The organism is Pseudoalteromonas luteoviolacea NCIMB 1942, from assembly GCF_001625595.1.
GTDB classification, from domain to species: domain Bacteria; phylum Pseudomonadota; class Gammaproteobacteria; order Enterobacterales; family Alteromonadaceae; genus Pseudoalteromonas; species Pseudoalteromonas luteoviolacea_A.
In genome coordinates this window covers 62920-76292 of sequence record NZ_AUXT01000157.1, presented here as the reverse complement: position 1 = coordinate 76292, position 13373 = coordinate 62920, and the positions used below count along the sequence as shown (strand labels likewise).

General features: G+C 43.8%; 9 protein-coding genes. 7 read left to right on the top strand and 2 right to left on the bottom strand.

The window, feature by feature from the left end; all coding sequences use genetic code 11:
- The first annotated feature begins 25 nt into the window (after window positions 1–25).
- The 4 genes from N482_RS11290 to N482_RS11275 all read left to right on the top strand — a co-directional run bounded on the left by N482_RS11290 (window position 26) and on the right by N482_RS11275 (window position 8027).
- Window positions 26–4522 carry an alpha-2-macroglobulin family protein gene (locus N482_RS11290; RefSeq protein ID WP_063377137.1) on the top strand — a complete coding sequence of 1499 codons (4497 nt, stop codon included), beginning with the start codon at window positions 26–28 and terminating at the stop codon, window positions 4520–4522.
- Between the two features lie 69 nt (window positions 4523–4591).
- The gene (pbpC, locus tag N482_RS11285) at window positions 4592–6781 is read left to right on the top strand and encodes a penicillin-binding protein 1C (protein WP_231100840.1); all 2190 of its coding nucleotides are present in this window, start codon (window positions 4592–4594) and stop codon (window positions 6779–6781) included.
- 150 nt (window positions 6782–6931) lie between these two features.
- Entirely contained in the window at window positions 6932–7561 is a 630-nt protein-coding gene (locus tag N482_RS11280; protein WP_063377136.1) for a J domain-containing protein, read from the top strand.
- A gap of 109 nt (window positions 7562–7670) precedes the next feature.
- Window positions 7671–8027 (top strand): RidA family protein, encoded by a 357-nt coding sequence (locus tag N482_RS11275; RefSeq protein ID WP_063377135.1) that lies wholly within the window; start codon window positions 7671–7673, stop codon window positions 8025–8027.
- Window positions 8028–8067: 40 nt separating this feature from the next.
- Here N482_RS11275 and N482_RS11270 read toward each other — a convergent pair whose 3' ends face one another.
- A complete protein-coding gene (locus N482_RS11270) occupies window positions 8068–9453 on the bottom strand; it encodes a PLP-dependent aminotransferase family protein (RefSeq protein WP_063377134.1) in 1386 nt (461 codons plus the stop codon).
- 96 nt (window positions 9454–9549) lie between these two features.
- Between N482_RS11270 and N482_RS11265 the strand changes: the two genes are divergently transcribed.
- Together N482_RS11265 and N482_RS11260 are read left to right on the top strand one after the other, a co-directional pair.
- Entirely contained in the window at window positions 9550–10164 is a 615-nt protein-coding gene (locus tag N482_RS11265) for a LysE family translocator (protein WP_063377133.1), read from the top strand.
- Between the two features lie 17 nt (window positions 10165–10181).
- Complete coding sequence (locus N482_RS11260; protein ID WP_063377132.1) at window positions 10182–10628, top strand: GNAT family N-acetyltransferase; 447 nt, start codon at window positions 10182–10184, stop codon at window positions 10626–10628.
- A gap of 104 nt (window positions 10629–10732) precedes the next feature.
- On the opposite strand, the gene N482_RS24830 is transcribed toward N482_RS11260, so the two are convergent.
- A complete protein-coding gene (locus N482_RS24830) occupies window positions 10733–10876 on the bottom strand; it encodes a hypothetical protein (RefSeq protein WP_155730569.1) in 144 nt (47 codons plus the stop codon).
- A 393-nt stretch (window positions 10877–11269) separates the two neighbouring features.
- On the opposite strand from N482_RS24830, the gene N482_RS11255 reads away from it, so the two are divergent.
- On the top strand, window positions 11270–13318 hold the full coding sequence (locus N482_RS11255) for a prolyl oligopeptidase family serine peptidase (RefSeq protein ID WP_063377131.1): 2049 nt from the start codon (window positions 11270–11272) through the stop codon (window positions 13316–13318).
- The last annotated feature ends 55 nt before the right edge of the window (window positions 13319–13373 follow it).

Below are 13373 nucleotides of genomic sequence, written 5' to 3'. Positions count from 1 at the left end.
ACGCAGTCAGAATATAGGGGAAATCATGAACATAAGGAATGTGCAAACATATGGTTTGCTATGCTTTTGTTTGTTCATACTGCTCGGCTGGCACACGACACTCAAAGCCGAAAATAAAACTCGCCAAACACCACATGTCGCAATAGTAGGTTCAGGTCCTCTTGTGCCAAAAGGCAGTGGTCAAGCATTACCTATCAGCTACAAAAATACCAAAGAGGTCGATGTCGAAATTCTTCACCTGACCAGCCCCCATGACTTTTTAAGTAGACACTATCTGAATGACGCCATTTACCCTAGCTCTCTAGATCGCTTAAGTTACAGCTTTGATAGCGTATTTGCTGACAGATACACCCTGCCAGATCACAACCCTGAAACAACTCACAGCGCTAAACTGCCTATACCAAAGCACTTAGCATCGGGCTGGTACATAGTAACGGTGAAAGCCGCTGGTACATTTGACGATATTAAAGTCAAACACATGCTCCTAACTGAGCTGGGCATACAAGCTCGCATTCAGAAAAACAATGCATTTTTCAGTGTCAACCGCTTAAAGGATGGCAGTAGTGTCACCAATGCAAAAGTGAGCATTTATCGCAATCACAAACTGCATAGACAAGGTCGTACTGATAAAAATGGTAATCTCCATTTAGCTTTTGCAGCAGAACAAAACGATATCGTACTCGTGGAACATGACCAAAACGGCACGACACCTGAAGTCGCATTACTGCCTTTGCGGGAAGTCCCTTTAGATCTATCTGCTTATGCACTTGGAGGGCGACCTTACCAAGAAGTAGAGGCCTATATCTATAGCAATCGGGATTTAGTTAGACCAGGAGATGGCCTGCCGGTCAACGTACTATTACGTGATCACGATGGTTTCGCATATGAAAGCGAGACGCTGACGCTTACAGTGAAAAACCCGTATCAAGATGAAGTCATTAAGGAGACTTTGACTATCAGTGATGCGGGTATATTTCAAAAGCAACTTATTACTGCAAGTGATTGGCCTACGGGGCGATATAGCGTGGGTGTTCAATTAGATCCAAGCGCAAATCAATCCATCGGTGAATTTCATTTTCAACTTGAAGAGTTTGTACCTGAGCGTATGGACTTACAAGTATCACCCATATCTACTTTTGTATATGCAGGTAAAAAAAACCATATTAACCTCACAGGTAAATATCTGTTTGGTAGTCCAGCCGCTGGTAATATATTTACTACTGACATTTCCCATCGCCCTGTGCGCCATTTTACTGGCCCTTATAAAGACTTTATCGTCGGACAAGACTTTTACTTATCTAGCCGTTACAAATCCCTACCTAAGAAGCATATGTCTGAGGAAGGTACAGCATCGGTCGCAATCTCAACGCCAAGTGCGCGAAACATTAAAAGCCCTATTAGCACCAAAGTGTTTTTCGCATTGCAGGAGTCAGGGGGCGCAGCTGTGCAGCGCAGTGCCACATTTACTAGTTGGAAAGACACACCACTTCCCGCACTTAAGCCATTAACTAAAACCTTTAAATACCGTTCAGATGCCGCGTTTGACGTAGCCTTGTTAAGTCCTGATGGTCAAAGGCTTGAAGCCGGTAGCGTGCAATTAACTTTGCATTATGACCAAGGCCAACATTATTGGATGTATGAAGAAGGTATCGGCTGGACGAGAGAAAAACAAGATCAGTGGCGACAAGAGCGGCAAATAGTCGTCGATTTAAATGCCACAACTACACGGGTCGAACTGCCAGTCAGTTGGGGGGATTATAAGCTCGAAGCGATGGATTTAAATAGCGGGACCAAAACCGTGCACCACTTTTACGCTGGCTGGTATCATGGCTATCGACAATCCCCTGTAAAACCGGAATATTTGCAGCTTTCACTAGATAAGACAGTTTACTTTGCTGGGGAACATGCGCTAATCACCTTTGACTCCCCAATCGACGGAGAACTTTTACTTACACTTGAAGCTGACAAAGTATTATGGTCAAAAAAGCTCGCTGTAAAACAAGGTCAGTCTGAGGTTTCCGTACCGATTTTTCCTGCCTTAAACCGTCATGATTTATATGTTACGGCAAGCGTATTTGGCCAACAACAGAATGCACCCAAACGCTATTTGGGTATTTCACCGCTCAAGCTAGATAGGGCTAATCGTAAAATTAAGCTCACAGCCACTCTACCGGAGAGCATCGAGCCTTTACAGACTATTTCCATCCCTGTTAAAGCATCTGGCATCACTACAGAGAAAACGACTTGGGTGACAGCTTCAATGGTTGACAAAGGGATCGTCAACCTGAGCCGTTTTTCACCACAAAGTCCCCACGACTTTCTGTTTGCACAGCGCCGCTACAGCGGAGATATTATAGATTTATACTCTCGACAATATGACCCTCGGCCCAATCCATTCGCGCAATCAAGATTTGGTAGCGATAACAACAGTAATAACTCCAACCGTAATGACGACTTGGTTGAAAGCAAAACCATCCAGTTGATGTCTAAACCCGTGAAAGTCGTTAATGGAGAGGCACTGATTGAACTCACCCTTCCAGACTACAACGGTGAAGCACAGCTAATCGTAACCGCGTTCAATGATGCGCAAGTAGGCCAATTAGTCCAAGATCAAGTCATTCGTATGCCATTGGTTGCAGAGCTCAGCGTCCCGCGCTTTTTAGTCCCCGGAGACATCTCTAGTGTTGCCATTGATTTACACAATATCAGCGGTGAAACCAAGCAACTAAGTGTCAACCTACAGGCAGATACAGGTGTTCAATTACTAAACCAAACTGAACAACACATTGAGCTTGAATATGGTAAGCGCTGGAGTCATGCGCAATCTCTTACGGTCTCTAAAACCAGCCCTGATAAAATCGTCACGTTCACTTTAACAGTGCAAGGTCAGGATATAGAGGTCAATAGAAGCTGGCGCGTGCCAATCAAATATTTAGAACCATGGGCAACTAACGTCAGCAATCATACGCTTGAACCCGGCAAGTCCTTAACGGTTAACCAAGATAGTTGGTCAGGACTCAATATGATCGCAGGCAAAGAAGGCAAGCTATTAATAAGTCATGTCCCGATACTTAACATTGCCGAATTTGCGAGAGGATTACGCTCTTATCCGTATGGCTGCGCCGAACAAACCACCAGTAAAGCTTGGCCATTCGCGCTCAAACACCCACACCTTAAAAGCTTCCAACAAAACGCTCTAAGCCAAACCGCTAAGCTCAACAGCAATGAGGACTTCTTAAGCGCAGCAGTTAAGCGCCTAAAAACAATGCAAAAAACAACCGGAGGTTTTGGGCTATGGGGCAGCTATAGCGTCGAAAAACCGTGGTTAACTGTCTATGTAACCGATTTGCTCACCCATATTGATAAAAACTATCCAGAGGTAGTGCCCCAAAGCATGCTCAAAGACGGCCAATATCGCGTATTGAGGTATGCGCGAGGTGACTTTGTGGATAGGCTGACTAACAGTCAAGATGAAGCTACAGCTGCAAAAAGCTATGCCGCTTACTTTTCTAGTCGTTTGGGCACATTAAGTTACAGTGATCTCGAAGCATTGCATCTTAACAACCATCCATCTCAACTTAGTTTGCTGCATCTTGCTGCAGCATATGCTAATACTGGCGCAAGTGCCCAAAGTGCAACACTACTCAATCAATACAATCAGCAAACAAGAGGTCAGCTCTATTTTTATGACTATGGCAGTGATATCCGAGACCATGCCTTGGCTACGTTAGCCCTGAATGATATCGCTCAACTGCAAGACTTAAGTGGTCAGGCACAGAAACTACGAAGCACCCTACTTGGGCAACTTCCAGAGCAAGTAACAAAGCAATCATGGCTAAGTACGCAAGAACGAGCTGCACTGCTGCGCGGCGCAGTCGCGGCCACGAAACATAACCAGCAAACGCTGAATGTGCAAATTAATCAGGACCAGCTCATGCATACTGGGCTGCTGGAACAGGCGTTAAAGCCAGATACAACTATCACGAATACAGGCAACAAAAGTCTGTATATTCAGCAGTTAGCTAAAGGTTATGTTACTTATGAAGGCAACATTGCAAATCAAGTGAACCCATTTAATACCATCAACATGAAACACTTGTTACGACGTTGGTTCACCCTCGATGGCAAACCCATGGATGACAACCTCACGTTAAAAGTTGGCGATCGCGTTATGGTAGTACTAGATGTTCACAGCAAAGAACGCATTCATGATGCACTACTGGTTGACCGGATCCCTGCTGGATTTGTACTTGAAAACCCGGCACTACTTCAGGAGTTAAACATTGAACAGCTGCTGCCTGACGGTGTCATTCTGGCCAATACTGAACATCAAGAATATCGCAGTGATCGATATGTCGCTGCTATGGATATTCGTAAAGGAAAACAGCAGCTTGCCTACCTACTCAGAGCTGAGGTCCCAGGCGTATATAGCAATCCACCCAGCTTTATGGAGTCTATGTATCGTCCACAAAAGCATGTGCTTTATACGCAATATCCCTCTACACTCTCCATAGAGCGCTAGTATTGTTTAACATCCACAATGCAGATAGCATTACCACGGCTATCTGCTGATTAAATTAGTCATAATGCAATGACCATCAAAAAAGTTCTCATCGCTATCTTATTCACCCTATCAATGCTGATTATGGTGGGCATTGCTTGGCTTATGGCTAATCCACTTCCTCCAATCTACCCATACGGGCCAGCAACGCGCATTACAGCCAATGACCATGTGACCCTACGTGCATTTGGTGACGTAAAAGGCGTACATCGTTATCACATCGAGTCAAAAGACGTAAACAGCTTTTATATTAAAGCCTTGCTGCATTATGAAGATCGTTGGTTTTACTATCACTATGGCGTAAACCCTTTTTCACTCTTTAGGGCTGCTGGACAATGGATCATACATGGCAAAATCATATCGGGCGGTTCAACCCTCACCATGCAAGTTGCAAGATTGATTGACCCTCATGACAGAACCATCACAGGGAAACTGCATCAAATAGCCCGCTCAGTGCAACTCGAGTGGTATTACTCTAAAGACGAAATTCTCGACTTTTACCTCAATTTAGCGCCATTTGGCGGAAATATTGAGGGTGTTGCAGCCGCTTCAATAAAGTACTTTGGCAAACACCCTAAATTGCTTAACAAGAATGAAGCGGCGTTACTAGTTGTACTCCCTCAGCAACCTTCTCGCTACCGCCCAGACCGCTATAAAGATAAGGCTAAAGCGATGCGTAACAAAGTGTTAGCAAGGTTGAAAGGTGGTAGCTTAATCAATACCGTACAACTGGACTTATTGGTTGACGAGCCCATCCGGTTATTTACGCATGATCAACCCCCTTTGGCACCTTTGTTAAGTCGCTATTTAAAAAGCCAACACCCAAAAAACCATACCATCACCACAACTATCGATTTTGAATTACAAAGCCGTCTCAACACATTGATGAAGCGCATCGGCAGTCAATTACCCCGTAAGGCCTCAGCCGCAGCGGTAATCGTACAAAACCGCAGCGCAGAGATAATCGCGTATCAAGGCTCTGTTAATTTTAGTGACCTTAGCCGTTTTGCCCATGTTGATATGGCTCGTGCTATTCGCTCTCCTGGCTCTACGTTAAAACCCTTTATTTACGGACAAGCATTAGATATGGGACTGATCCACAGCAAGAGCTTATTGAGCGACCTGCCTAGTAACTTTAATGGCTATAAACCCCAGAATCTGAATGGCTACTTCAGTGGTCCGGTAACCGCGGAGCAAGCGTTACAAAAATCTCTCAATGTACCTGCAATACAACTTCTCAATCGTATTACACCACAACGCTTTGAAGATAAATTGGCAACTGCCAATATTCACCTCTCACATCAAGATGCAAACTTAGCAGTAGGTCTCGGTGGCACAGGTACCAATCTAATGACTCTGGCAAAACTGTATCGAGCATTGGCCAGTCGTGGAGAAGTGACCACGCTGCGTACGCTTAAAATAGACAAAGTTCAGCTTCCGTTAGGCAACCAGCTAGACCCCGCAACAAGTGCAATCCTGAGCCCAGAAAGTAGCTGGATTTTGTTTCAAATGCTCAGTTCACAAAGTGCACCAGATCGCGTGATCCCTTCAACTCGAAGAAAAATTGCATGGAAAACAGGCACAAGCTACGGTTATCGTGACTTTTGGTCTGTCGGCGTAAGCCCTGACTATACCGTTGCAATCTGGGTTGGTCGACCTGATGCCAGTCCGATGCTCGGATATTTGGGTGCCACACAAGCTGCACCGATAATGTTTGATGCCTTTGATCTATTGCCTGAAGATCAAAGCACTCTCGCAAAACCTGCTGCTGTCCATCAGACTTTAATCTGCTGGCCCAGTGGCAGAGCCTTGGCACAAGTGCCCCACAGAGACTGTAAAGAGCAGCACCTAGCTCTAACTATTAATGGTATGACACCACCGAGTATGGACCTCTATGGCAACTTTACACTTTCGTCTCAATGGCCCATTAAACTCGCCCAGTGGCTGGTGTCAGAAAAAGCCATGCAACCTAGCATGCTGCTAAATCAAGCTTCCACTCCTGCGACGATTACATCGCTAAAAAGCGGTCAACATTACTACCGTTCACAAGTAGATATTTTGCCGCTCACTTCATCTAGTATTCAGAAGATCCAATGGTTTATAAATCACAAACCCATTACCAACCCTCAATTGCACCTGAATAATTACCTTGGAGAAACGGTGGTGTCCGCGTGTATCAATACAGACTGTGACAAGCAAACGATCTTTATTCATCCCTAGGTATGTAACAAAGAGTTCAATTGTATTTTAATTTCCTAAAACAAATACAAAATCCACCACAGCAGGTTTAGATATTCGCTGCGGTTCTGCTAAACTCTTGGTTGTTAGCATAGCGTTTAAGCTCAAGAATGAAAAAAGGTGAATGTAACTGTGTCAATTGATCCTTGGAAAATATTAGAACTTGCACCGACTTCAGATCAACAACAAATTGAATCGGCCTATCAACAGAAACTTGCAGAACTCGCATCTGAACCCGATCAAGTACGTGAAGAACAAACCGCTTTGCTCAAGCAAGCATATGAGGATGCAATACAAACACTGAAGCAACCATTTATGCCTGCCGAAGCTAGCCAAGCGCACCCACTTTACCAAGAGTTTAGCGAGGAGTTGTCGCAGCTATTGGGTAATGCACTACGTCGAAATCAATTGACTGCTTGGCAGCTTTTAGTAGACCACCCTGCGGGCCAAGAACATGCGCTTAGGGACGATCTCAGCGCCCTCATCTTTGATCAGGTATTGCATTATCAAAAAAACTGCGAAGATGATAAACAGTTGATATCCAGTGAGATCCTAATTTATTTAACTGAGCAACTTGAATGGTCCACCCGAGACGATTTTAAAGCGCGCTACGGCGACAATTTTTACTATCGTATGACACAACAACATATACCTGAACCTGATTTCGTACCAGAACCCATCGCCGATACGGGTAACTTAGCCAATATTTTTATTGGACTGACGATTGTCTGCGCCATCGGTTTGTTAATGATCTCTGTATAGTGTTCACAGCCTTGGTTACCATTGCCTGCGTCTGACATGGCTAGATATGATAGAGTATGCCAACTTGTCATATCAGCCATTGTTTATGGCGCAAAACTAAGGAAACATCATGACTATCACTCGCAAACATACCAACCAGCGTATGAGCCGTATTGTTGTGCACAACGACACCATTTATTTGTGTGGACAAGTATGCAAAGACGCCACTCAAGGTATCAAAGAACAAACCCAAACCATGCTGGATAAAGTAGACGCGCTATTAGCGGAAGCCAACAGTGATAAATACCATATTTTGAGTGCCACAGTTTATATAAGCGATATGAAATACTTTGCACAAATGAATGAAGTTTGGGATGCGTGGATACCTGAAGGCCATGCACCAGCAAGAGCATGCGTAGAGGCAGCAATGGCAAGACCTGAATTACTGGTTGAAGTATCTGTTACTGCCGCGGTTAAAAAGGGCTAGAAACCTTTTTAGTGCGTGTTGTATATAGCACGCACTCACTTTAAATAACGACATCTCCACGCTCAGACAATTGAGACAGAGCGGCCTGTAAACGCGTCATTGCTAGGTCAAACTCAGCCCGGCATGACGGCCCACCTAGAGTGAAACGAATTCCATTTAAGGCCGTCGGCTCACGCCTAGAACTAAACACATCCAAGCTACGCACCAAGACGCTATGACCTTTTAGGTGGGCAGTCATATAATGCATGTTTAACTCATCGGGCAACATTAAACATACATTAAGGCCAGCAAAGCGAGCATGAAAATCAAACCGCTCCAGTAGGCTTTGAAGTGTTCTCTGACGGCACCTCAACTCCTCAGCAAGTTTATTTTGTACGTATTCATACTCTTTGCCCTGCAGCGCACGCATAAGTAGTTCAAAGTTCATCATAGATACTGACCAGCACTGAGCATGAATGGCATTGATGACTTGCTGCTGCCATAAAAGTGGCGCAAGCACATATCCAACTCTCAGTCCGCCACTGAAATACTTTGAAAAACTCGCAATATAAAAAACGCGATCGGATGCTTGTTGCCACAAAGGCAAGCGCCAATTTTCAGGGAGACAGTAATTCACGTCATCCTCAAGGATAAAAAAGTGATATTTACGACTCATCGCCAGTAGCAAAGAAAGCTTTTCATCGCTATACCGAATATTAGTCGGGTTCTGACAATTTGGCGTAATATAGATGGCCTTTACAGGGTGCTTTTGACACAGACTTTCTAGCGCTTGCAGGTCAATGCCATCTTCTTGCACTGGTACACCTTGATATTGTAGGTGAAGGCTTTCGCATGCTTTTAAAAAGCCAGGGTAAGTAAGTGATTCGTGTAACACTAAGTCTTGTGGTTCACACAAAGCGGATAAGCAGGCAAAAATTCCCTGTTGAGCGCCCTGAGTAAAGACAAGATCATGTTGCTCACATTCAAAGCCTTTTTGTTTAAGCCACTCCCGATAAAAACGCTGATGACGGTCCAGACCATTAATTTTGTATGTCATGACTTCATCGAGATCGGCCACACTGTGTGATAACGATTTCATCACCGACGCCATTACCATGTCTTGCCCCATTGATGGTTGCACGCTGGAAGCTAGATCACTCACCCCATGTATTGCCGCGCTACTGCTGCGCTTTGATACATATGTCCCTGCACCAAGCTTAGCGCTAACTAATCCTCGCTGCTCCAGTAGCACATAGGCACGGGTTACGGTGCCATGGGTAATACCCAATTCGTCTGCAAGCGTTCTTTGAGCTGGTAAACGCTGTTCAAATATCAGTTTTTTTGCCTCTATGGCCGCTTCGATTAACTCAGCCAATGCCATATATTTTGGCTGGTTTTGGGCAAGGTTTTTAAACGCTTCACTGTCTGGATGCCAAATTGTATTCATAACAATAAATAAATTGATGACTAATTGTATTTATGACATTAATAGCTCATAGAGCAAATAGCAACAATTGTATCAATACAATATGGGAGGACTACAATGCATGCTACCGAACTGATTGCCCTTATACCTGCTTTAGTCATGTTTAGCTTTGCAGCATCAATCACCCCAGGGCCCAATAACATCTTACTGACTTACTCGGGCGCAAATTTTGGGATCAGAAAAACAGTCCCACATATTGCAGGAATTCGAGCCGGCATGACTTTGATCCATATTGTGATGTTAATTGGACTTGGTCAACTACTCGCCAGCAACTCCAATGTACATATGTTATTCAAATTACTTGCGAGTGGTTACATCCTATATTTGGCATATAAAATTTGTCAGAGCCGCTCGACTAATAGCACCAGCCAAGACCAAAGTAGACCAATGTCATTTGTCGAAGCTGCAATTTTTCAGCTGATAAACCCCAAGTGTATTGCGACACTACTGTCTCTGAGCACAGCTTTAACATTGCCTGGAGAGCTATATTGGCCATCAGCAATACTTGGCGTGCTGATGTTTAATGTCATCGCTTTATTCAGTGGCTTTAGCTGGATTTATTTTGGCAAAGTCATTAGCCAGAGACTGCAAAACCCCAAGCATCAGCAGTATTTTAACTATGCAATGGCTTCACTATTACTGGTTTGCCTACCTTTAATCCACATTAGCTAATCACTGCGAGGTCACGAATGAAACTTACCAATCAACTCAGCAAGCAACAATTCAATGAGGTTCACCAATTTCTATCTCAAAGAAGTTATTGGAATAAAGGGATCTGTTGCGAAAAGTTACGTACAGCACTGGAAAACTCGCTTTGTTTTGCCCTGATTGATAACGGGAAGCTTATCGCTTTTGCCAGAGTTGTAAGCGACTATGCGACCTTTGCAAACCTGTTGGATGTCTTTGTTTTAGAGCCTTATAGAGGTGTGGGGCATGGTAAAAAGCTAATTGATGCCGTAGTAACCCACCCAAAGCTGCAAGGGCTTCGGCGTTTTAGCCTAGCTACCCATGATGCCCATGGGTTATATGAGCAATTTGGTTTTGAGTGTGTTAAACAGCCAGAGTTTATGATGGAACGCTACAATCAAACGGCCATCACCTTTCAAAGAAATACACCCACCCGCCATCTAGCCTAAACCTAAGCCTATACTCAATCTTTATAGCTGGTTGGTGAATCAACCAGCTAAAGGGCAGAAATAGAATAACTAGCTTAGGGAGCTATTCATTTGTTTAGAACTCATTACTTGCCTGTATGCGTTTGGGGCTTGCAAGGAAAGTAACATCCGGTGATAACAGCTCCACCAGCGACTTTTGCTGTTGCAGAGTCTGTCACCTGCTTGTTTGATAGGTTGGCTAGTTTTTTTGATTTTAATGTTAACTTCATCTTTATTTCCTTATTTAAATTCATGGTTTGCCATCTCAATGACAGGAAATAAAATACCCCATAAAAAACAAAAAGCAACAATTAGTTATTTTAAAAACTTATATAAAACATATGTTTGAACAAATAAAAAGCAGAAAAATGTATAAATAAAAACAATCAATCTACTCTGAGTCTTTGTAACACACATCCATGCTGCAATGTTTCAGTATCAAGGTATAAACTCAAAAAATAACTACTTTATTCTTATCAACAACCCAATAACACATCCATTTGACGCAGATCAATTAGATACCCTCCCATTCACCCTGTACAGAGTGTGCCTATCTCATAACGCTTGTCTCTCTAGCTGTTCACTTTTAATGTGGTAACAATATTAATAAATTTAAAACTATTATGAAAACAACACTGACTCTCGCCGCTATGGGCATTTTGTTTGGGCTCACATCAGTCGCCAGCTATGCCGACTCTATCCTGAAGTCTGAAGATATATTTCAATTAGAGTATGCAGCCAGTACTCAGATCAGCCCCGATGGCAAAAAGGTTGTCTATGAGCGCAATAGCTACGATATTATGAAGGACACTCCGAAACGGGCGCTGTGGCTCTATAACGTGCAATCGGAGGAGCATTACCCGTTATTTTCTGATCAATATACTTACAGCCAACCCCGCTGGTCGCCAGATGGCAGTAAAATAGCATTTACTAGCAATCGCAGTGGTTCTCGACAACTTCACGTATACTGGGTCAAACAAGACAAGCTCGCCGTTTTAACGCAACTGCCCAAAGCCGTTAACAATATCACTTGGTCTCCCGACGGCCAGCAAATCGCATTTACGATGAATGTGCCACAAGGTAAGTCTAAGTTTGCCAAGTCAGTAAAGCTGCCGAGTAAACCAAAGGGTGCACAGTGGTCAGAACCCGTTAAAGTCATTGATAAAGCGCGCTATCAAGCAGATGGCAAAGGCTTTATTGAACCGGCTTTTCGCCATGTATTCGTTATCCCAGCAAATGGCGGTACGCCAAAACAAGTAACCCAGGGTGATTTTCAACACTACGGCCCTCTGGCATGGGCTCCTGACAATCAGAACCTTGTTTTCTCATCCGATCATCACCCTGAATGGGAATACAGAACCACCGAATCGGACCTATATAAAGTCAATCTCAAAGATATGATGTTGACTCAACTTACTGATTATCCAGGTCGTGAATATAACCCAACATATTCTAATAAAGGCGATAAACTGGCTTTTATCAGCCGAGGAAACGCACCTGTACCATATGTAAATGGGAAGTTGAATCTGCTTTCTATCAAAACCAATAAGCGCACAACGCTGACACAAGACCTTGACCGTTCCATTGCCGACTATCAATGGTCTGGTAAAGGCGACTTTGTCATTCAATATGACAACCATGGTAAGCGAGTTTTAGCTAAAGTCTCATCTCGTGGCAAAATCAAATCCTTGCTTGATGATGTGTCTGGAACAACACTAGGTCGCCCTTACGTCAGTGGTAATTTTACCATGGCCAATAATGGGGCAATAGCCTTTACTCAGGGGCATAGCCATTCACCTGCCGATGTGGGCTATTTCTACAAGGGTAAAAAAGCGACACTGACACAGTTAAACCAAGATCTGCTTGCAACTAAAACACTGGGCCAAGTGCATGAACTCAATTACAAATCAGAGTTTGATGGTGAACATATTCAAGGTTGGTATATCACCCCACCGAATTTCGATAAAGCTAAGCAATACCCATTAATGGTCGAAATCCATGGCGGCCCTCACTTGGCATATGGTCCTCACTTTAGCGCTGAATTACAACGTTACGCTGCTGAAGGTTACGTCGTTGTATACGTTAACTATCGTGGTTCAACTAGTTATGGTGAACGTTTCGCGCTATTACTCGATGGTAAATATAGCTCCAAAGAAGATTTTGCAGATCACAACTCAGCAGTTGATACGCTAATTAAAAAAGGCTTTATTGATGAGCAAAATCTGTTTATCGCAGGGGGTTCTGCTGGTGGTATTGCCACGGCTTACGCCATTGGCTTAACGGACCGATTTAATGCAGCCGCGATTACTAAACCAGTCATAAACTGGATCAGTAAAGTACTTACCGCAGATAGCTACATTGGTCAAATTCGCAACCAATTCCCAGGGCTTCCTTGGGAGAATTTCGCTCACTATTGGCAGCGCTCACCACTATCTCTGGTAGGTAATGTAACAACACCATCATTAATCATGACGGGCGAGTTAGACCGACGTACACCTATGTCTGAATCTGAGCAATTCTACCAAGCACTGAAACTACGTAAGGTCGATACCGTACTTATTCGTGTACCTGATGCGCCTCATGGTATCGCAGGCAGGCCATCGCGCATGATCTCTAAGATTGAGCATACACTCGCTTGGTTTGAAATGTACAAAAAGCCAAAAGCTAATTAATACACTTAAATAAGGGGCAAATTGCCCCTTATTTAATCCTTTTATACCAACCGGA

Coding starts and splice junctions, on each gene's coding strand:
- N482_RS11290 (WP_063377137.1), top strand. CDS start 26: ATGAACATAAGGAATGTGCAAACATATGGTTTGCTATGCTTTTGTTTG.
- pbpC (WP_231100840.1), top strand. CDS start 4,592: ATGACCATCAAAAAAGTTCTCATCGCTATCTTATTCACCCTATCAATG.
- N482_RS11275 (WP_063377135.1), top strand. CDS start 7,671: ATGACTATCACTCGCAAACATACCAACCAGCGTATGAGCCGTATTGTT.
- N482_RS11270 (WP_063377134.1), bottom strand. CDS start 9,453: ATGAATACAATTTGGCATCCAGACAGTGAAGCGTTTAAAAACCTTGCC.
- N482_RS11265 (WP_063377133.1), top strand. CDS start 9,550: ATGCATGCTACCGAACTGATTGCCCTTATACCTGCTTTAGTCATGTTT.
- N482_RS11260 (WP_063377132.1), top strand. CDS start 10,182: ATGAAACTTACCAATCAACTCAGCAAGCAACAATTCAATGAGGTTCAC.
- N482_RS24830 (WP_155730569.1), bottom strand. CDS start 10,876: ATGAAGTTAACATTAAAATCAAAAAAACTAGCCAACCTATCAAACAAG.
- N482_RS11255 (WP_063377131.1), top strand. CDS start 11,270: ATGAAAACAACACTGACTCTCGCCGCTATGGGCATTTTGTTTGGGCTC.